This is a genomic window from Campylobacter sp. MIT 21-1684 (genome assembly GCF_026241315.1).
Classification (GTDB): Bacteria; Campylobacterota; Campylobacteria; order Campylobacterales; family Campylobacteraceae; genus Campylobacter_D.
Window position 1 is genome coordinate 1 of record NZ_JAPHNA010000013.1, and the last position, 20,775, is coordinate 20,775.

Below are 20,775 nucleotides of genomic sequence, written 5' to 3' on the forward strand. Positions count from 1 at the left end.
TGGTCAAATTTTTCTAAATTCTTAAGATCCCTTTAGTTTTAGATTCCCTACTAAGAGTAAAAGAGAGCTTTTATCTGTTAAGACTTGATTAATACATTCTGCTAAAACTACTTTTTGTCCATTGACTTCAAGGAGAGTAGAAGCAATAGATTCTGGAATGCTTGCAAGTTTGGTGCAAGGAGTAGGGATTCCTGCAATAGTATGAGTGCAACCTAGAATACTTGCATTCTTTAAATCTTGTAGAGTAATCATTTCTACATTCTCTACATTGAAAAAGTCTTTATTACTAGAGGATAAAAGAACTTTACCCTTATGGATACATTCTAGTTTGTCAGATTCTAAAGAGGGTGGGTAATAGGAGTCCTAAAATGCTTTTAAAGATTGTAGTTTAAAGGCTTAAGTTCGGTGTAATTTACACTATTTTGTATTTAAATGCCTCTTAATCACATAATCAAGTAAAGATTTTTCCACTAGTTTTTATTTATAAATATTGCCAATGAGGCGCTCCAAATATAAGTAGCTTTTTGCAAACTTGGTGTAATCAAATGTGTTTTTTGACATTTGTTTTAGTTAAGTTTTTACTCAAAATTTACCCTTAAACAAAAATTTGCATTGTAGCAAATATTATCTAAATAAATTCCTAACTCAATCTGTGTTTGTATGCTTTTGTAATTTATTTGACTTTTTTAGGTATTTTAAGCCTTTGAATGTCGCTTAAGAGTTCATTTCTCCAAAGCTTCACTTGCTTTTCCTAGTCTCATCACTTCTCTTACTCAATTAAGTTTTGAGTAGAGCTTAAGTTCTATACAGTGGGATAACAATATCTAAGTTCCCATAAGAGTTAATGTGCTCTTTTAACGAGTGATAACGAGGTTTTCAGATAGCAACATTAAGCAAATTTGGATTATCAATAAAATCACTTATTTCATTTCCACTGCGCTTAGGATAATTGCCTCTTATAAACATATTTATTTCTATCTTGCTTACATTATCTTGCAAATGTGCTTTTTGTTTTTTAAAGGGAGTGATAATGTCTGTTTGCTCCTGCGTGAGATTTGTTTGCAAAGGTGATACGCAATTAATTTCTTTTTTGTTGCAATGCTCTCTTGCATAATAAATGCTTGCATTACAATGATTTGTTAGAGCTTATTTGATTATATTTCATACAAGACTGATGTGGTTAAAAAATTTGAATAAGGTATGGAGTAATGTAAAACTTTGTTTCCATACATCGTAGAAAAATCAGGTCAAAAAATGTAGTTATTAGCAAAGGACGCAGTAGTATTAAGCGTATATTTAGTAAGTGTGTGGGTGAAAAAATCAAATTTCTAAGTCCTAAAGTGTTTTTTAAAGCTTGATGTTGAGATATATAAGGACTGGAGTAAGTAAAGAGAAATATTGAAAAAATTAGGGTATGATTTTACTTTGATAATTTCTTTTAGAAACAAAAGGAGTAAAAATGAGATTATGTAGAGTGCTTTGGTGCATATTGACACTAGGCTTTATGGGACATATTGATGCTAATGTATCTATTTATCCAAATGAGTTGCATCGTAATATGTATCTTATAGGTTTTTTCCAAGATTATAAAGCTTTTTTCAATGATAAGCCAAGCGAAAAATAACTCTCTATAAAATAAACAAAATAAATATTTTAATTTAAGGAGATAGAATGAGTAGAATGTGGAAAATTAAAGGATTTATATCCTTTGTTCTTGTGGCTTTTATCAATGCCTTTGTTGATTTGGGACATAAAATTACCATTCAAAATACACTTTATAAAGTCTATGATGGAAGCGAATTAACATTGCTTACAAGTATCATCAATGCTCTTATTTTATTGCCTTTTATTTTGCTTTTTACACCTTCTGGATTCTTGGCTGATAGATTCTCTAAAAATGTTGTTATGCGTGTGAGTGCGTGGTTTAGTGTAGCTCTTACAGCTCTCATTACAATATGTTATTTTATGGGCTGGTTTTGGGTTGCTTTTGGAGCGACATTACTTATGGCGGTGCAATCAGCGATTTATTCTCCTGCAAAATATGGCTTTATTAAGGATTTAGTCGGTAAAGATATGCTTGCGTGGGGAAATGGAATAATGCAAGCAACAGCTATTGTGGCAATTTTGGCAGGAATGAGTGTGTTTTCATTCTTTTTTGAAATAATGTATAATATAAGTGGCTTAGGATTCTTAGCACAAAAGAGTGAAATTCTACAAAGTATTGCCCCACTTGGATTCATTTTATTTTTCTGTGCAATGATTGAGCTTTATTTATGCTATCGTTTGCCTACTCTCACAAAAGGCACACAAGAGCATTTTGATAAAAAGGCATATTTGAGCGGTTCTTTATTGAAAAACAATCTTAAACTCCTTAAGTCTCATCGTAATATTTGGCTTTCTGTTGTAGGCATAGCTGTTTTTTGGTCTATCTCTCAACTGCTTTTGGCGACATTTCCTACTTATGTTAAAGCTGCATTTGAGGAACACAATGCCTTTAGGGTGCAAATGGTTATTGGGTGTTCTGGGCTTGGTATTATCTTTGGTTCTATCATTGCGGGGAGATTCTCAAAGCAATACATTGAAACAGGGCTTATCCCTCTAGGAGCAGCTCTTGTATGCTTGATGAGCCTGCTTCTACTAAGCTTTTCTAGTCTCACATCTTATGCAATTGTGTTTTTTCTTTTCGGTATGGGAGGTGCGCTTTTTGTAATTCCGCTCAATGCCCTCATTCAATTTCACGCTAAAGAGGGCGAACTTGGCAAGGTTTTAGCTGGAAATAATTTTATTCAAAATATCGGAATGCTCGGATTCTTAGGCATTGGAACTTTGGCTTCACTCTTTCATCTTGATGTGGTGTATTTATTTTATCTCTGTATGATTGTTGCCTTTTGTGGAATGATTTATGTTGTGCGACTTTTGCCCTTTTCATTAGTGAGAATGCTTGTTACCCTTGCGTTTTTTCAACGTTATCGCTTGAATGTAGAAGGGTTTGAGAATGTTCCTGCAGAAGGTGGTGTATTGTTGCTTGGGAATCATATATCTTTTATAGATTGGGCAATGGTGCAGTTGGCATTGCCACGCAAGGTTTATTTTGTAATGGAAAGAAGCTATTATGATAGGTGGTATATTCGCATTTTTCTTGATAGATTTGGCGTGATACCTGTCTCAAGTGCTGGAAGCAAGAAGGCTTTAGAATCTATTGCAGCAAAACTTGCACAAGGGCATATGGTGTGCCTCTTTCCGGAAGGTTCAATTTCAAGGCACGGACATCTCAATGAATTTAAAAGTGGCTTTGAACTTGCTGCAAAACATTTGCAACCTAATGAGGCCGTGATTTTACCTTTCTATATTCGTGGTTTGTGGGGAAGTGCATTTTCGCGTAGTCATCAAGGATTTCAAGAACGACGCAGAACTTTTTCTAAGCGCAATATAACCATCGCTTTTGGCGAGTGCTTAGAGATTCATTCTAGCGCACAACGCGTGAAAGCAAAAGTCTTTGAACTTTCTTTTAACGCGTGGAAATCTCAATGTGAATCCCTATCGACAATCGGTAAAGCGTGGGTGGATAGTGCGAAAAAATGGGGCAGTGAGATCGCTATTGTCGATAGCGTGAATGGAGCGATGAGTTATACAAAAATGCTTGTTTTGACGATAATCCTCTCTACATTTTTTAGAAAAAATATCACCAATGAACGCAATGTTGGTATTATCTTACCTGCTTCGCTTGCAAGCTCTTTGTGTAATCTTTCTTTGCTTATGGCAGGCAAAACAGTGGTCAATCTCAACTTTACTGCCGGACAAAATGCTATTGATGCAGCTGTGGAATCGGCGCAGATTCAAACTATTTTTACTTCAAAGACTTTTATAGAAAAGCTAAAGCATAAGGGTGTAGAGTTTGAATTTCTGTCCGATGTTAAAATCTTTTATATGGAAGATTTAGTAAGTGAGATGAGAGCAAATAAATTTGATCTTGCACTTAAAATGGTACAGGCTGTGTTACTGCCAGCTTTTATCCTCAAATGGCTTTATGTCAAATCGCAGAAAAACACAAACATTGCCGCGATTCTTTTTAGTAGTGGAAGTGAGGGCAAACCAAAGGGTGTAATGCTCTCACATCTCAATATTATGAGCAATATCTTACAAATCTCTGATGTTATCCACGCACGTGATGGGGATTCTATGCTTTCTTCTTTACCACCATTTCACGCTTTTGGACTTACTGTTACGATGTTTATGCCCTTGCTCGAAGGTATGCTTTCTGTTACGCATCCTGATCCAACCGATGCAGTTGGCATTGCTAAAGCGATTGCGAAAAATAAAGTAAGCGTGATGTGTGGGACTTCAACTTTCCTAGGCATTTATGTACGCAATAGCAAGGTAGATAAGCTAATGTTTGATAGTTTGCGCTTAGTTGTTGCAGGAGCTGAAAAACTCAAAAAAGATGTTAAAGAAGCCTTTGTGATGAAATTCAATAAAGAAATTTATGAGGGTTATGGTGCGACAGAAACTACACCTGTGGCAAGTGTGAATCTCCCTAATGAGTTTGATGTAGAAAATTGGAGTATTCATCGGGCAAGCAAAGAGGGAAGTGTGGGAATGCCTTTGCCCGGGAGTGCGATTAGAATTGTGGATCCGAACACAATGCAGGAATTACCTGTAGGCGAAGATGGATTGATACTCATTGGAGGGCATCAAGTAATGGTGGGCTATCTTAACGATGAGCAAAAGACTCAAGATGTGATTGTAGAAATTGATGGGATTCGGTGGTATAAAAGCGGGGATAAAGGGCATTTAGACGCTGATGGGTTTATTCATATCGTAGATAGGTATTCACGCTTTGCAAAAATAGGTGGGGAAATGGTGAGTCTTGGCGGTATTGAGGAGGAGATACAAAAAATCATTAAAAAAAGCGAGATTGATGAGACGCTTAGATATGTCGCTGTCGCAGTGGAAGATGGCAAAAAGGGTGAGAGTGTCGTGCTACTTGTAAGTGGCGAGAAAGATGAAATACAAAGGTTAGAATCTGCACTTAAAGAAGCGCAAATTCCTGCACTTTTCAAGCCATCTAAAATTTTCATCGTAGAATCTATCCCAACTCTTGGTTCTGGCAAGATTGATTTAAAGGGTGCAAAAAGCATAGCACAAGGGCTTGTTGGTTGAAAATTTTAAGGAGGTGAATATGTGGAGTATTATCTTAGCAGTTTTGCTGGTGCATTATGAATAGCAGGTGCTTTTGGTAACTTGAAGATCATGTATTTTGCGGATTTTGGCTTGAATTTGTATCCATTTATTTGCAATTTGTTTTTTTTGATAAAATGTGAGGGGTAAAAAGTAGAAATATAAGGAGAAACAATGACTTTAGAGGAAAAATACAAAGAGATTGACAAGAAAGGACTTCCAGCACATATTGCAACGAGGGCTAAAGAGTTAGTAAAGCGAGGCTATGAAATAGAACAAGCAATAGAAACAGCAAAAGAAGAATTGGAATGTAAAACAACAAAGAAGCACAACAGATGATAAAGAAAATATGTTAAAGTTGTTTGTGAGAGCAATTCAATCATCTTAGAAATTTCTTAATTGTTTTTAGCTACAATAGCGGAATTGGCAAAAGGGGACTATAATGGCTGAAATGAAAACAGAACGCAAAAGCGTGTTGGAGTATTTATCTAAAAATAAATTTTTGATTCCAATGTATCAACGAACTTATATTTGGAAAGAAGATGAATGTGAGCAACTATGGGAAGATATTTTTAACTTCTTTGGTAGTGAGCCTAATGAAAATGATGAATATTTTTTAGGTTCTGTTGTGATATACAAAGAAAATAACAAACAAAATATCATTGATGGGCAACAAAGAACAACGACTTTAAGTCTTTTAATTCGTGCCCTGTATGAAAAAGCTACCAATCAGAAAAATAACAATATTTCAGAACTTATCATTAAATTGTCTTCGTGTCTTTGGGATAGAAATCAACTTAATGGAGAAATAGACTTTGAAAAACCTCATTTGCAAAGTGAAGTAGCTATTGATTCAGACAATAATCTTTTAGAAAAAATTTTAAGCAATGGTTATAAATTAAAAAAAGAAGAAATAGAGAATGTTATAAAAAAATCTTCTTCAAATTATGAGAAAAATTATCTCTTTTTTATAAAGAAAATTGATGAATTGGCACAAGAATACCCTGCTGATTGGTTTAATTTTTGTCTTACTTTATTAAATTCTTGCATTATTTTACCTATTGAATGTGATGGACAAGAAAATGCCTTAAGAATCTTCAACACATTAAATAATCGCGGCGTTTCTTTAAGCGTATCAGATATTTTTAAGGGACTTATTTTTGCTAACAAAAGAAATGAGCAAGAAAGAAAAGAATTTGCAACAGAATGGAAAAAGCTAGAAGAAAAAATCACTAACTCTTATTATTTAAATAAAGAAAATATAGGTTTTTTATTCACACAATATGAACATATTATAAGAGCATTAAATAATGAAGTAGATACAGTTATCCCTAGCACTTTAGATTTTTTCACAAAAAAAGATAAAGCAAATTCTAAAAAGAAAAAAGTGAATTTTGCTGCCAATGAGGACTTGCTGAATAAAAATGAAACTTTTGTATTTATACAAGAATTAGCAGAGTTTTGGTGCAATCCTAAAGATTACTTTTCATTTCAAGCACAAAAATACTTTGATATTTTAAGCATTTATCAAAATAAACTTTGGCAAATGGTTGTAAGTATGTGTTTTTATGAATATAAACCAAAGAAAAACAATGGAGAAGAAAGCAATATCTTTGATGTTGTATTTCCACAGCTTGTAAGCTATTGCGCACTTGGCCTTATTTATGGAAAAGGTGGTGCTTCAGGTTTATTTTGGGGATTTATGAGGGCAAATATCCTTATCCACGAAAGAAAAGAGAAAATTTTTGAACCCTCGCAAAATATTCCAGAGCTAGTTATGCCACAGATTGATTACTTTACAAGCTTTTGCATAAAAGCCCTACCAAAGCACATAAGATATATTTTAGCAATTTATACATTGATTTATGATACAAATCAAGAATGGGAATGGAATCACAATAAGAAAAATTATAGTGTTATCAAAGGTGAAATTGAACATATTTTTCCAAAAAAATGGACAGAAGCAAATTATGCAGGTTGGAATGAAAAAGATGCTACAAAATTTTTGGAATATATAGGCAATAAAACTTTGCTTGAAAAAAAGCAAAATATTCAAGCGGGTAATGGCTATTTTAGAGAAAAGAAAGAAAAATATGCAGAATCAAAATTCTTAGAAGTAAAAGAATACTTGGCTAAGTATCCTAAAAATGATTGGCTTAAAGAGGATATAGAAGCAAGAAATGAGCAAATTTATAAAATATTAAAAGATTTTTTTGAGAAAAACTTGAGAATTGACTAATAAAGATACCGCAGAGATTACGAGAAAAGCAATATTGAAGTTTTTAAATGCATAGCTGATAAAAAACTATATAAACAAAACAATGTTGTTTTAATGCATTTATAAAAGCTAATTTAATCTTAAAAAGAATATAATGAAGACTTTTAGGAAAAATTTCTTTCAAGAAAAATCTAAAAAATAAAATTGAAAACAACACGAAACCAAAAAGAAATTATTTAAAAGATGAATAAAACAAAAGCCAGATGATACAAAAAATGTAAAGTAGAGATTGAACAAAGAGGATTGCCAAGAAATTACTTTTTAAAATCTACAAAAACCTGGAATTTGTTTATAAAACAACAACCATAATTTTACGAGTTGAAAAATGGGAAGTTGATGAGATGTTTGAAATTATGAAAGAAATTGCTGAAACCTCATTGAGATACTATATTTTCTAGGAAAGATTGTGAAAAATAGAAAAGAAAATCAAAAATTTTTAAAAGAACAAATCATCACTTATCTTGGCAATAAAAGAGCATTGCTTGGTTTTTTAGAAAAAGGTTTTAAAGCAGCCAAAGATGAACTTAAAAAAGAAAAATTTAGCTTTTGTGATGTTTTTAGCGGAAGTGGTATTGTAGCGAGATTTGCTAAAAAACATTCAAATTTTATTGTCGCCAATGATTTAGAAGAGTATTCAAAAATTATTAATCTTTGTTATCTTTCAAATGAAAACACAGATACCATAAAAGAACTCCAAAATTTTCATCAAAAACTTACTTCAAACATACAACTCCAAAAGGGTTTTATTACAGAACTCTATGCCCCAAAAGATGAAAATCATATTCAAAAAGGTGAAAGGGTTTTTTACACACCAAAAAATGCGATGTATTTAGATACAATGAGACAAAAAATTCAAAATGAAATTCCATCAAATTTAAGGCATTTTTTTATCGCCCCTCTTATTTACGAAGCAAGTGTGCATTCTAATACAGCTGGTATTTTTAAAGGTTTTTATAAAGGAAAAAATGGAATTGGAAAATTTGGCGGAGAAGGTGAGAATGCACTCAAAAGAATTAAAGGTGAAATTGTTTTACAAATGCCCCTTTTTTCAAATTTTCAATGTCCTTTTGAAGTCATACAACAAGAAGCAAATATTCTTGCAAAAGAACTTGAAAATATTGATGTAGCCTATCTTGATCCGCCTTATAATCAACATCCTTACAGCTCTAATTATTTTATGCTCAATCTCATTGCAAACTATAAACGACCACTTCAAATTTCAAAGGTCAGCGGCATACCGAACAATTGGAATCGTAGCGATTTTAATAAAGCAAATTGTGCCGAGGAGAGTCTTTTTAATTTAATAGCAAATTTGAAAGCAAAAATAATTTTACTTTCTTATAATTGCGAAGGCTTTATCCAAAAAGAACATTTTAAAAAGAGGCTTTGCACTCTTGGAAGATGTGAAATTTTAGAAGAAAAATACAACACTTTTCGCGCAAGCCGCAATCTTAAAAGCCGTCCTTTATATATACACGAACAGCTTTATATACTCATCAAGAACTAATGCAGAGAATATTCTATAGGTATTTTAATCCTTGCATCACTATTATGAGGTGGGAAATGTTTTGAGGCAAGTTGTATAGTTTGTAAGGCATTATCATCTAAAATTCTATATCCTGAACTTTGAATAATCTTTACTTCACTTAAAATTTGTTCTTCTTTCCACAAAAACTCGACCACAACTCTACCTTGAATACGCATTTTTATTGCTTGTCTTGGATAATTTCTTGATTTGTCGATAGCTGTTTTAATTTCCCTAAGAAAAGGATTGTCCTCTTTGCCATACTGAAAAACTTGTACTTCTTTAGAAACTTGTTGTATTTTCTCAGAAAAATTTTGCGCCTGTGGAGGTGGTTGAAACTTTCTCTCAACAGACTTTTTTATTGGTTTTTTCATTCTTTTCTTGTGAATTTTTTTTACAGGTTTTACAAATTCTTTTTCAGGTTCTATCAAAGGAAGATCCTCGATTTGTTGAGGTGATGGCTGTTGAGTAAAAGTTTGCGTAATGAAATGCTGCACAGCAAGAGTAAATTTTTCTTGTGCAGGAATTTGAACTGTAAAAAAGACAGCTTTGGAAAACAAAAAAGCAAGGGGTGAAAAAAGTAAAAGCGTGAAATAAAAAGCTTGAGCCTTATGGTTTAGGAAAAAATTTTTAGAATTCATTAACTTCCTTAAAGAATACATTTCTAAGTTGTGATTCATTTTAGAGAGTGTATCAAAATAAATATAAATTTATAATTAATATCATTAAATTTATGATAAAAAGATTATTTTAAATATAATAATTATAAAGAAATGAGAAATAAACAATAAATTTATATATTATTAATAATTAATATCATATTATAACAATTTTATTAACTAAAGACTTTTAATTTAGGAAAGGAAGTTTCAAATGAATAAAAAAGCGTTAATGTGTTTCTTGGGCTTTAGTGTGCTTTATGGAGATATTAATGAATACTCGCTAGAAAAATCTACTATAAGTGCTTCAGGTTTTTTGCAAGATATAAAAGAAGCTCCGGCCACAATAAATGTCATCACCGCAAAAGAACTTGAAAATAAACCTTATAGAGATATTGCAGAAGTAATCAGCGATATACCCGGGGTTGATTTATATGCAAGTAAAGGCAAAACAGGAAATTTTAATATTACAATGAGAGGTATTAGAGGCTATACTTTGATTTTAATTGATGGCAGAAGGCAAGGTATAGGTGGAGAAATAGGACCTAATGGCTTTGGAGAAACGCTTAATGCAACCTTACCACCACTTTCAAGTATAGAAAGGATAGAAGTTATCAAAGGACCAATGAGTACACTTTATGGAAGTGAAGCTTTAGGTGGTGTGATTAACATCATCACAAAAAAAGTGAGCGATACTTGGGCAACTTCAGTTAGTTTTGACACTCTTTTACATCAAGATAAAGCTTGGGGCAATACTTATAGTACAGGAATCTTTGCAAGTGGTCCTTTACTTGAAAAAAGACTCGGAGTGAATTTGCGTTTTAGACAATCATACAGAGAACAATCAGAAGTTATTCAAACTAGCACTAGAGGACAAAAAGTTCCTGCAAATCAAGCTCAAAGTCCTACAAAAGCAAACAATTTTAATCTTGGCACTCGTATCAATTTTTTATTTGATGAGCAAAATACTTTTACTTATGATGTAGATTTTTCAAAAAACCATTATGACAATTCAAGAGGACAACTTGGAACATTGACAACAAGTGGAACCAATGCAGGTGATTTAAGAGGTGGGTATGAAAGAAAAATGAACATAAGTAAACTTGTAAGTTTTTTTACTCATCAAGGTGTGTATGAGAAATTTCTCCTTAATTCAGGATTGCAGTATAATCGAGTTACAAACGATGGAAGACAAGTTGTAGGACAAAGCACTGTACCTTTTCTTGGACAGAACAGAGATATTCGTGCAGAAGATATTATTCTTGATAGTAAAGCTGTTATTCCTTTAGGATTAAAAAATATCTTAAGTCTTGGGGCTGAGTACAGACTTGAAAAAATGCGCGATAAAATTGCTACTCCGACAAGTTTTGACCAATACCTCATAGGTGTTTTTGCTGAAGATGAATTCAGCATACTTGAAAATTTAAGACTGACACTAGGCACAAGATTTAACAAACACGAAATCTTTGGTAACAATCTCTCGCCAAGAGGCTATTTTGTTTATAATTTTAATCAAAATTTTACCATAAAGGGCGGTATTTCTACCGGATTTAAAACTCCTTATGCCAATCGTCTTATAGCGGGAACTTACAATTATGGTGGGCAAGGACGTTTCCCAATCTATGGTAATCCAAATCTTAAGGAAGAAACTTCTATCAATTATGAAATCACAGCAGCATACACAAATGATTTTGCTACTCTTTCCCTTACAGGGTTTTTAACCGATTTTAAAGATAAAATTTCAACTGATTCCTATTCTCAAAATAGTATGATTCAAAGCTTAGGAATTACTTGCACAGCAGCTCGTTGTATACAAGCTACTAATCACGGTAAGGTCCAGTACAAAGGAGTGGAATTTGGTGCTGGCTTCAAACCTCTAAATAGTTTTGACTTGGATTTTGCCTATACTTTCCTCGATACGGAAATTAAAGAAAGTCAAACAGCATCGAATATAGGAAAACCCGAAACAGGGACATTAAAACACAATATTATCGCTAAAGCAAGTTACAAAGCGTTTAACAAAATCATTCCTTGGATAAAAACTGAATATCAAATAGATCGTTATATGGGCAATGCGGACATTAATAGGGAATACTATAAAAATGTTTTTTTAGCTTCCTTAGGTATAAGTTATGAAATCAACAAAAACTGGAGTATAAATGCCTCTATCTACAATCTCTTTGATAAAGACTTCACCGATTCCTATGAAACATATACAACAACTTCAAATAGTACGACAACAACAAATTTCATCAACACTTACAATCGTATCGAAGAAGGAAGGAGGTTGTATTTGGCGATAAATGGTAAATTTTGAGTTTAGAAACTTAGAAATTTGAGTTTTGATGTGTCAGTGAAAAAATAAAATGCAAGCTAAAATGATATTTTTAGCTACATTTTATTTTTCTACAATCCTTAAGCTTAAAATGTAATGCATTGTACTACAATCTTATACGACTAGGAGTTTTTTATGAAATACTTTATTTTTGAACTCTTGGCAGTTGTATTAGCAGAGTAAAGATACAACTCTAATGATTTAATAAAACAAGCTTTTGAAGATTGAGATACACACTCTCACCAAGCTCATAGAGTTCAACTTTGACTTTTTTATCTTGCGTGGTGTAGAGGAGGAGGTTTGGCATAAGACTTCACTTATTTTGGATTGTTTTATATGAATTTGCAACTCTTATTTCTTCCTGGCCTGCTTCTGTCGTATAAATTTTTCTAAATACTATATCAGCTAAATGTTCTATATCTTTTGCATTACTAATCTCAAATCTATCATCTTTAATAAAATCTTGCTTGTATTTAAGAGCATAATTTTTATATTCCTCAAATCTTTCTTTTACTTTTTCTAGCTCATCAACAATCATTGCAATCGTTTTAAGTTTTGTTTTCGGCAAAGATTCAACATCTAAATTTTGAACTTTTAAAAATGGATACTTTTCATTATCTTTAAAACACTCTATATCTTCTTTTGTTGCTTCTCTATAATATTTAGAAAAGCTAGGGAATACCAACCCTAAATCGCTAAATTTCCTAAAATATATCTTTTGTTCTTGCTGATTCCAATAAAGATGCGTGTAGTTTAAAATAGGTATATTGACTTTATTTGTCTCAATATGAGCCAATTTAATATCTGGCTTAAATGATAAATAAGTTTTTTCAACTCTAGCTGAAGGCATTATTCGTTGAATGTAGAGGTGAAATTTATCATTTATTTTTTCAAAAACATATAGAGTTTCTATCTTTTTTAAAGCGTCCTTAGTTATGCAATTATTTGTGTGTTTCATTTTGTCAAGATACTCTCCCATATCTTCATCTTTAGTTTTTATAAAAAATATTTCATTTTCACTTAGCGTATAATTTCCACCTCCTTGTTCTACAAAGTCAGTTTTGGGTATTTGTGTAAATCTAAAGTGTTTAAAGAGACGATTTTGCCATTGTCAAATTCGCACTATTCTATTACAAGAATCTAAAAATAATCTTTTGATATTCGACTCTATAAGGGTTTGCCATAGTGTCAAATATCAAAGCTCTCTATACTCTGTGTGTATATCCTTTGCCATATTGATATTTTCTCCTTGTTGATTTAATCAATCAAATATCTCTTCAGGAGTAGCTTTTATGTAATTTCTCATATCTGAAGTGGTGTGATTTTGTTTATTAAAATAATATAAAAATGTTTGAGTTCCTAAATTCTCACTGCCATTTTTGCCAAAAATATTTTCAAAGCCTTGCACTTTATCTCGCGGATTTGCCTCGTGTTCCAAGCCTTTAGAGTCTATGAAAATAATTTTATATTCTTTGCTTTGCTTATGCTTTAGCCAAAAGATGAGATTTGCATATAAAGATTATTTTAAAGGCTCACAAATGCTTTCTAAAATACTTTTTAATTTTTCTTTTAATTCTTGCTTAAGTTGTTTAAAGTTATTTGAATTGTAATTAATTCGTTCTTTTGTTATTAAATCAAAATGAACCAAATCTCTGTTTTCTTTATCTAGTGCTTTTATCTGTTTATTAAACAATAAAATCAAAGGTTTATTTTGAGCCTCTGCTAAACCAATCTCATAATAAACATTTGGACGAGCGTGTGTCAAATCGGCAATCATCAAATCACACTCCTTAATGCCATTTTTTATTTTTTCAATAATATCTTTAGATTCTCTCTTTTCTTTATCAACTCTGTAAGGTATATATTTATCACCCTGCTGATGTTCTTTGCTAAGCTCATATCCCTCTGCAATCAGCTCATTATAAACATCAACAATACTCTCCCAAACATTCTCACAATGTTCTCCAGAAAAAGCCATAGCTACAAAAACTTTTTGAATCCGAGAGTTATAAATTTCATCAAAGATATTAATTAAGCTCTCTAAATCTATTGATTTGGTCTTATAAATATGATTTTTAAGCACCCATTGTGTAAAAAGCTCTATCTTTTTTGTATTCTCTCCACAAATACAATAATACAAAAACACTAAGAATAAATTAGTATTTTTTGATACCCTTAAATCTTTATCTCTAAAGATAGTATTTACATCACTAAGGTTTGCTTTGATAGTTTCTAATTCTATTTTTATTCCTTTAGATTCTAAAAATTTAAAAAAATCCAAAAAACTACTTCTTTTGTTATCATTGAAAAGACTTTCTAAATTTGTGAAGTACTCCTTAAAATTACATTTTGAAATTTCTTTAGCATAATAGTAGGGCATTCCAAAAGATTTATCAGTTTTTAAAATCTCATTATCAAAGTTTTCAAAAATAAGCTTTAAGCTATGCTCTTTTTTTAGAGGAATAGCTTTAAAGTTTAGATTATGGAAAATCATTTGGCTTTGTCTTATATACTCCTCTTTTGTTCTAAAAAATATAACACAAATAGCAAGCATTGGGTTCTCAAGAAAAATTTTTTCTTTATTTAAATTTTCAAATGCGGTAATTCTATGATTTCCATCAATACGAAAGAAAATGTCTTTATCGCCTCTTTCTTTTAAGGTGTTTAAAGTCGCCACCTTAAAAGTGGAATTCTTAGGTTTTGGGGATTGAATGCCAATATTGAGCTTTTTAAATCCAAAATTGCCTTTTTGGTTTCCCTGAAATGCTTGATAAAATTCTTCTAGTCTCACTATTTCTTCATCATTTTCAGGCAAATAGCACCCTAGCACAACTTCAGGGAAAAAGAGATTTTCTCCCTTTTTCAAAAATTCTTGCAAGTCCTCATTATGCGATTTGTCAATTTCTATTTGGTATGCTTCATCAGGTTTTGAGATTCTCACCACATCATTAAAGTTTGCAAAGCCTCTAAAGGTCAAGAATCCTCCAACTGACTTTTCCATAATACCCTTTAGTTTCATTTTATCCTCCTAATATCATAGATTCTACTTGCTTTTTCGCAGATTCTAAGATATTTTTTGCTTCTTGTTGTAATTCTTTTGCTTTTTCTTTGCGTTTGGTGATTTCATTTGCGATTTGGTTTTGAATTGCAAGGGGCGGCAGGGGAATATATATGCTTTTTAATTCTGCGGTATTAAGATTAGGTTGAGCAATAGGTCTTTGCAATCTTGTTACTTGAATTTGTGCAAGACAAGATGCCAACAAATAAAGCATAAAATCATTTGTAACATTAGTATTGAATCTTAAAATAGCAATGGCTTGATTAACAACTGCAAATTTATTGCTTTTATATTGCGCAACCTTTCCAATGCTCCCAGCAATGCCAAACAAAATATCATTTTGTCGAAGCTGAACCCTTGATAGTAAGTTTTTATAAATATGTTCTTTAACAAATAAAGAATTTTCAAGATCAATATTAAGATTTGCATTAAAATTAACCAATCTTAAAAAGTGATATTTACCATTTTGCTCATAATCCTCGCCTTTAGCTTCTGGTGTTGAGCCAGATGCCAAAAATGTTAATATCTCTCCCAATCTTACCAGCTTATACCTCCCGCCGCTCCATACATTTTGTAAAGAATTTCCAAAATCAAAAATAGTCTTATCTAAAGACTCCAAAGCTTTTTGTAGAACATCAAAATCAATCTCTATTAAATCCCCCCCCCCAGCAGCAGAATTGTGCAATATCATATTTTCTACATCAATTTTTGCCGCACTTAAAATTTCTTTTGCTTGGTTTTGAAGTAAAGTAGCTTTTTCTTTGGATTCTTGTATAGACTTTACTAGTTTTTCTTGCACATTTAGCGGTGGTAAAGGGATTTTAAGGCTTAAAAACTCACTTACGCTTAAATGTTTTATCACTGCACCTATTGCCTTTCTATTTGCTAGGATATTTAGTAAATGCGAGGCTAAAATATTTTGCACAAAATCAATATTTACCTCTTTTTTTAACTCAAGCCTCAAGATTGCCCCGCTTATAATATAATCCCTGCTCACATCAGCCTTTAAACACAAGCCTATTGTGCCATCTTTTGAGTATAAAAGCTCATTGTCTTTAGGTTTAAATTCTTGTAAATTTTCATATAAAGATGCAGTGATAAATTTTTCAACTTTTTCATACATTATGCCCTCATTTTGAATATCGCTTACGCGAATAAAAGGGATTTGTTTATTTTGTGCATAATTCCCGCTTCCTACTTCTATGCCCTTTTTGAAATTTGCGATGATAGTAGAGAGGCTCGTCAGTGGATAAACGCTTTGAGCAAGAGCCTTTTCTAAATCGTGATAATATTTTTGATGATAACTCGGGTCAAAGCGATTGCCGCTTATCTCGCTAAATTTTTTTATAAAAGTGCGATTTTGTTCGCTCTCTTGCCCCGGTAATTTTATGCCTAATTCTCCTAAAAGATAGCTATCAATAGAATCTAAAATTTCTTTTGCTTCTTGTTCTTTTTCTTGTTTGATTTTATAAGCATTATCCATTATGGCGATGATTTGTTGTTGAGCTTCTTTTGGTGGAAGTGGAATAAGATAACTTTTAAGAAAATCTATATTTACGCCCGACTGATTATTCCAATTCACACAAGTATTAAAAAATACCTTATTTTTTTGATAAATATTAAAAAGAATACAAAGATACTTTGGTAACAAACTATCAGTATCTGTTTGAATTCTTGTTATATGGTTAGAGCATACAAAATTTCCTTCAACATCAAAATAGGCAGTTTTTCCTACAAGTTCTTGCGAATTTGTATTATTAAACAAAACTTCGCCCTTTTGTATCAAATGCTCTTTACTTACATTTTTTGGAGCATAAATATTTTTATCAAATTTTAATATTCCATTTTCATCTAAGTTTGTGGGTCTAATTTGTAAAATACCATTATTGCAATCTTCTTGATAATCTCTTCCAATGGCAAAACCTGTTTTAGCACTTTTTATAACACTAGCCAATGATTTAACTTCAAAATGTGTATTTTTTAAAAAGGATTTAGAACTAAAAAGTAAATACAAAGGGTCAAACCTACCCCCGCTTAGCTCACTCCATTTTCTTGTAAAGATTTCCATTTACTTCCCTATTTAAGCTTCATATTATCTTTATTTGACTATACTTTTGGTTCTTTCAAGGCGGATTCTTTTCCGCCACTTTCTGCATAATGCACCAAATCCTTATCAAAACTTGCTATCAAATTTTTACAAATTCTTTCAAGTAGCATTTCACTCATACTAAAACCTTAATAAACCTTTCAAGTTCTTTTGTAATATCATCTAATTCATTTTTGCCTGTGGGCTTACCTGTGGCGTCATAGCCGATATTTTCAGCAATCGCCATAAAGATTTCATAATCAAGCCCCTCTTCCTCAAAAAGTTTTGATTTTTGCTCTTGATAAAACTCTTGCATTTTACTTTGTAGGCACTCTACTTTTTCTTTGTATAGAGCATTAATATTTGCCTTTGCTTCTTTGTATTCGGTGGTTTCTTTGTCTGCTTTGTTAGGGTATTTCGTATCAAGTGTTTTCATCTCTTGTCTTTTTATTTTTTCAAAGTCTAGCATTTGCTCTTCATATTTTTCGCTCTTTTTAAGCTTATTTTGTAGCTTTTCTTTAAAATCTTTTATTGCTTGTGTCTGCTTCGGGTTGTATTTTTGTAAAAATAACACCGAGCTTTTTACTCCCGCACCTTTGTGAGAAAAAGCAGTTTGAGGCATAGAGATAACCGCTACAATGCGGTAAAGTTCTTCCAAAGAATCACGCACATATTGCAAACTAGAATTTGTCAAAATTCCATCGGGGATTACAATAGCTAAAATACCTTTATCTTTCAAAAAATTATGAGCTTGTTCCATAAATAAAATTTCTGTGCTTTGGTTTTCTTTTCCTTTTTCCTTTCTATAAGGTCTTAAATCAAGCCAAGAGATTTCGCTATTGCCAAAATTATATTGATGCAAATAGGCTTTTTCTGTTTGTTTAATCGTAGAGCCAAAAGGAGGATTTGTGATAATAAAATCAAAATGATTAGATTTAAAATTATTATTTTGCTTGTCAATCGTAAGCTTTTTTAATCTCTCTTTTAATTCTTGTTGCCCCTTGCTATCTTCTATAGAATTCTCATCAATAGGAGCTAATCCATCATAAGCAATCACATTTGTATGCCCATCATCGTGGATAATCATATTCATTTTAGCCACTCTTGCGATTTGTTCGTTAATTTCTATACCAAAAAGATTGTTTTGTGCAAAATCGTGCCAAAATCTTTTCCAATGCTCATAAAGTTTCGCAACTTTTGCAACCCTATCCTTAGTCTCTTTATCATAAGAATTATTTTGCATAAAATTAGCTAAATCATTTTTATAATGTTTATAAAGCCTTATATCTTCTTCGCTAATGCCAAATTTATTGCACGCCTGTTTGCGCACTTTATCTAAAGCACGAAGTAAAAAGCCTCCGCTACCACAACTCGTATCAAGCACGAAAGAATCGTTAGTAATAGGTAAAACATCTACAATAAATTTAACAATTTCTCTAGGTGTGAAGTATTGCCCAAAATCCCCTCTAAAAAATGAACCCATAAAGGTTTCAAAAGCTCTGCCTTTAACATCTAAATCTGTCTTTGAAAGATTAATTTTTTCCAAATATCCAACAACTGCCCTAATCTTTTCAGGGCTTAAGCGAATATCCTCTTTAAAAACTTCAGGGTCTTTTTTGCGTCCCTCTTCATAAAGCTCTTGAATCCTTGCCATAAGCTGCCTATTCATAATATCTTGTATGTTTGATTCTTCTTTATTATTTTGTTTTATGGTATAGATTTGAAATTTATAAGGTTCTCCATCTGGAGTATTTTTCTCGTCCCAAATCTTGCAAAATATCAATTTATCAAGCTCATCAAAAGCAGTGCTTGGATTTAGCTCTCCTCCTCCCCAAAGAGCGTTATGTGCTTGCTTAAAGACCTGCGTTAATTGGCTTTGTTCAATCTCTTGTAAATCAAAATATTTTTTGCCCTCTCTTTCACCACCTGCTACAAAGTTATATTCTAAAATTTCCTTTGAGCCATAACGAGGAATATTTGGGATAGGAATTCTTTGTCTTGGACGCTCTTTTGGAACTTCATAGTATTCATCTTTTAGACCAGAACTTACCCAAATATACGAAGCCAATTCCGAAACAGCATAACTAAAGGCTTGTTCTACCGCACTTTTAAACTCTAAATCTGAAATATCTTGTCTTTTACATTCAACGATAATATAAGGCGATTGGCATTGTTTGTCATTAAAAACAATGATGTCTGCTTCTTTTGTGGAGCTGCCCATTTTCACAGGCTCAAACTGCTTGATACACTCCACAGGATAATTATAGTGAAGTATGAGTTTAAGAAAACTCAAGGCTTGCACTTGTTCTTCGGGATTACTGTATTTGCGTTTTTTGTTTTGATGAATATAAGTAATGGTTTCTTTGTTTTGGTCAAAAGATATTAAACCCTTATTAATTCCTTCGTTGATTAAATCCTGCATTGAATATCCTTGATTTTTTCATAAGGTGAATTATACCTTGTGTGTAAAAATTTTAAGCTGTAATGGCACTTTTAAAGCAGCAATTTGATACTCTTGCAAAATAATGCTGTGAGAAAAGCTACTTAATTCTAAGGAGTTAAAAAGTGATTCAAAGTTTTGCATTTTAGATTCAAGGATTTCTTTGAGAATGAGCTTTTTTTCTAAAGAGTTTTTATTCTGTGCGGATTTTGCTTTACTCATTGAGTTTTCCTTGTGAGTGATTTATAAGTAGATTCTAAAAGCTCATCACCTTCTTTTTGTGCTTTAAGCAAATTTTCTCTTTACACTTTGAAGCAAAAATTTCATATTGTTCATAGGCAATTTGCTCCATTTGTACATTAGAAACACTGCCATTATCTTTTGAAATTTCTTTTCCTTGAAAGGTCAATAGAGAATTCACATTTTGCCTCCAAAAGTCCATAGTCAAAGTTTGTTTATCCTTTACTCTAAGCTCTGCAGATTCTAAAAATACATTGACTAAGCGATTAAGACTATCTAGCTCCTCTTTATTTAAATAATTTTTAGCGACAATCACATCGCCTTTACGCACAATACCACCTTTCCAGCTTGTAAGCCCCATATTAAGCTTATTTGCGTTTGCTCTCTCGCAAATAAGCTCCGCGACAGTCTTATGTGTAATTGCATACAAAAGTTTATTTTGCGTTTGGGCAAAAAACATTTGCGTTGCCTTATCACTTGAGTCATAATCTATACTTAAAGCAAAAAGTTCTCGCACTTTTTGATAAAACCTCTTTTCACTCGCTCGTATATCGCGAATCTGCTCTAAAAGCTCATCAAAATAATCAGTTCTACCATTTGGATTTTTAAGCCTATCGCTATCAACAAGAAAGCCTTTTTGTAAATAACTGCTTAAATGTTCATTTGCCCAGATTCTAAACTGCACCCCTCTTTTGCTTCGCACACGAAAGCCTACAGCTAAAATCATCTCTAAGGAATAAAATTTTACCTTGTATTGTTTACCATCATTAGCAGTATGTAAGTATTCCTTACATACTGAATTCTCTTGCAATTCCCCATCTTTAAGGATATTCCTAATGTGCATCGTAATATTTTCTCGCGAGGTGTCAAAAAGTTTTGCCATAGAATCTTGAGCTAAAAATATACTCTCACCAAGCTCATAGAGTTCAACTTTTATCTTTTTATCTTGCGTGGTGTAGAGGAGGAGGTTTGGCAC

16 protein-coding genes are annotated in these 20,775 nt (G+C 32.2%); 6 read left to right on the forward strand and 10 right to left on the reverse strand.

The features are described 5' to 3' along the window. Positions 1-21: 21 nt before the first annotated feature. A complete protein-coding gene (locus tag OQH62_RS06060) occupies positions 22-252 on the reverse strand; it encodes a hypothetical protein (RefSeq protein ID WP_266015258.1) in 231 nt (76 codons plus the stop codon). Positions 253-876: 624 nt separating this feature from the next. Beyond that, positions 877-1,065: a hypothetical protein gene (locus tag OQH62_RS06065; RefSeq protein WP_266015260.1), complete on the reverse strand. Its 189-nt coding sequence runs from the start codon at positions 1,063-1,065 to the stop codon at positions 877-879. Between the two features lie 394 nt (positions 1,066-1,459). Between OQH62_RS06065 and OQH62_RS06070 the strand changes: the two genes are divergently transcribed. From OQH62_RS06070 to OQH62_RS06090, 5 genes are all read left to right on the forward strand, one after another. Beyond that, complete coding sequence (locus OQH62_RS06070; RefSeq protein ID WP_266015262.1) at positions 1,460-1,624, forward strand: hypothetical protein; 165 nt, start codon at positions 1,460-1,462, stop codon at positions 1,622-1,624. Between the two features lie 47 nt (positions 1,625-1,671). Continuing rightward, the gene (locus OQH62_RS06075) at positions 1,672-5,160 is read left to right on the forward strand and encodes an acyl-[ACP]--phospholipid O-acyltransferase (protein WP_266015264.1); all 3,489 of its coding nucleotides are present in this window, start codon (positions 1,672-1,674) and stop codon (positions 5,158-5,160) included. A 192-nt stretch (positions 5,161-5,352) separates the two neighbouring features. Beyond that, positions 5,353-5,517 (forward strand): hypothetical protein, encoded by a 165-nt coding sequence (locus OQH62_RS06080; protein WP_266015266.1) that lies wholly within the window; start codon positions 5,353-5,355, stop codon positions 5,515-5,517. A 103-nt stretch (positions 5,518-5,620) separates the two neighbouring features. Beyond that, positions 5,621-7,417 (forward strand): DUF262 domain-containing protein, encoded by a 1,797-nt coding sequence (locus OQH62_RS06085; protein WP_266015268.1) that lies wholly within the window; start codon positions 5,621-5,623, stop codon positions 7,415-7,417. Positions 7,418-7,862: 445 nt separating this feature from the next. Continuing rightward, the gene (locus OQH62_RS06090; protein WP_323053629.1) at positions 7,863-8,963 is read left to right on the forward strand and encodes a DNA adenine methylase; all 1,101 of its coding nucleotides are present in this window, start codon (positions 7,863-7,865) and stop codon (positions 8,961-8,963) included. On the opposite strand, the gene OQH62_RS06095 is transcribed toward OQH62_RS06090, so the two are convergent. Next, positions 8,960-9,622 carry an energy transducer TonB gene (locus tag OQH62_RS06095; RefSeq protein WP_266015270.1) on the reverse strand — a complete coding sequence of 221 codons (663 nt, stop codon included), beginning with the start codon at positions 9,620-9,622 and terminating at the stop codon, positions 8,960-8,962. The genes OQH62_RS06090 and OQH62_RS06095 overlap by 4 nt on opposite strands. A 232-nt stretch (positions 9,623-9,854) precedes the next feature. Between OQH62_RS06095 and OQH62_RS06100 the strand changes: the two genes are divergently transcribed. Beyond that, on the forward strand, positions 9,855-11,957 hold the full coding sequence (locus OQH62_RS06100; RefSeq protein ID WP_266015272.1) for a TonB-dependent receptor domain-containing protein: 2,103 nt from the start codon (positions 9,855-9,857) through the stop codon (positions 11,955-11,957). A gap of 331 nt (positions 11,958-12,288) precedes the next feature. On the opposite strand, the gene OQH62_RS06105 is transcribed toward OQH62_RS06100, so the two are convergent. The 7 genes from OQH62_RS06105 to OQH62_RS06135 form a co-directional block, all read right to left on the reverse strand. Then, complete coding sequence (locus tag OQH62_RS06105; RefSeq protein ID WP_266015275.1) at positions 12,289-12,954, reverse strand: hypothetical protein; 666 nt, start codon at positions 12,952-12,954, stop codon at positions 12,289-12,291. Between the two features lie 282 nt (positions 12,955-13,236). After that, the gene (locus OQH62_RS06110) at positions 13,237-13,413 is read right to left on the reverse strand and encodes a hypothetical protein (protein WP_266015278.1); all 177 of its coding nucleotides are present in this window, start codon (positions 13,411-13,413) and stop codon (positions 13,237-13,239) included. Positions 13,414-13,494: 81 nt separating this feature from the next. Next, on the reverse strand, positions 13,495-14,994 hold the full coding sequence (locus tag OQH62_RS06115) for a nucleoside 2-deoxyribosyltransferase (RefSeq protein ID WP_266015281.1): 1,500 nt from the start codon (positions 14,992-14,994) through the stop codon (positions 13,495-13,497). 1 nt (position 14,995) lies between these two features. Then, positions 14,996-17,101: a restriction endonuclease subunit S gene (locus tag OQH62_RS06120; RefSeq protein WP_266015284.1), complete on the reverse strand. Its 2,106-nt coding sequence runs from the start codon at positions 17,099-17,101 to the stop codon at positions 14,996-14,998. A 154-nt stretch (positions 17,102-17,255) separates the two neighbouring features. Continuing rightward, on the reverse strand, positions 17,256-19,541 hold the full coding sequence (locus OQH62_RS06125) for a restriction endonuclease subunit M (RefSeq protein ID WP_266015287.1): 2,286 nt from the start codon (positions 19,539-19,541) through the stop codon (positions 17,256-17,258). A gap of 30 nt (positions 19,542-19,571) precedes the next feature. Continuing rightward, positions 19,572-19,781, reverse strand: a complete 210-nt coding sequence (locus OQH62_RS06130) for a hypothetical protein (protein ID WP_266015291.1) — start codon at positions 19,779-19,781, stop codon at positions 19,572-19,574. A 34-nt stretch (positions 19,782-19,815) separates the two neighbouring features. After that, on the reverse strand, positions 19,816-20,775 hold the full coding sequence (locus OQH62_RS06135) for a virulence RhuM family protein (RefSeq protein ID WP_266015294.1): 960 nt from the start codon (positions 20,773-20,775) through the stop codon (positions 19,816-19,818).

Coding starts and splice junctions, on each gene's coding strand:
- OQH62_RS06125 (WP_266015287.1), bottom strand. CDS start 19,541: ATGCAGGATTTAATCAACGAAGGAATTAATAAGGGTTTAATATCTTTT.
- OQH62_RS06130 (WP_266015291.1), bottom strand. CDS start 19,781: ATGAGTAAAGCAAAATCCGCACAGAATAAAAACTCTTTAGAAAAAAAG.
- OQH62_RS06070 (WP_266015262.1), top strand. CDS start 1,460: ATGAGATTATGTAGAGTGCTTTGGTGCATATTGACACTAGGCTTTATG.
- OQH62_RS06120 (WP_266015284.1), bottom strand. CDS start 17,101: ATGGAAATCTTTACAAGAAAATGGAGTGAGCTAAGCGGGGGTAGGTTT.
- OQH62_RS06075 (WP_266015264.1), top strand. CDS start 1,672: ATGAGTAGAATGTGGAAAATTAAAGGATTTATATCCTTTGTTCTTGTG.
- OQH62_RS06115 (WP_266015281.1), bottom strand. CDS start 14,994: ATGAAACTAAAGGGTATTATGGAAAAGTCAGTTGGAGGATTCTTGACC.
- OQH62_RS06100 (WP_266015272.1), top strand. CDS start 9,855: ATGAATAAAAAAGCGTTAATGTGTTTCTTGGGCTTTAGTGTGCTTTAT.
- OQH62_RS06095 (WP_266015270.1), bottom strand. CDS start 9,622: ATGAATTCTAAAAATTTTTTCCTAAACCATAAGGCTCAAGCTTTTTAT.
- OQH62_RS06085 (WP_266015268.1), top strand. CDS start 5,621: ATGGCTGAAATGAAAACAGAACGCAAAAGCGTGTTGGAGTATTTATCT.
- OQH62_RS06105 (WP_266015275.1), bottom strand. CDS start 12,954: ATGGGAGAGTATCTTGACAAAATGAAACACACAAATAATTGCATAACT.
- OQH62_RS06080 (WP_266015266.1), top strand. CDS start 5,353: ATGACTTTAGAGGAAAAATACAAAGAGATTGACAAGAAAGGACTTCCA.
- OQH62_RS06060 (WP_266015258.1), bottom strand. CDS start 252: ATGATTACTCTACAAGATTTAAAGAATGCAAGTATTCTAGGTTGCACT.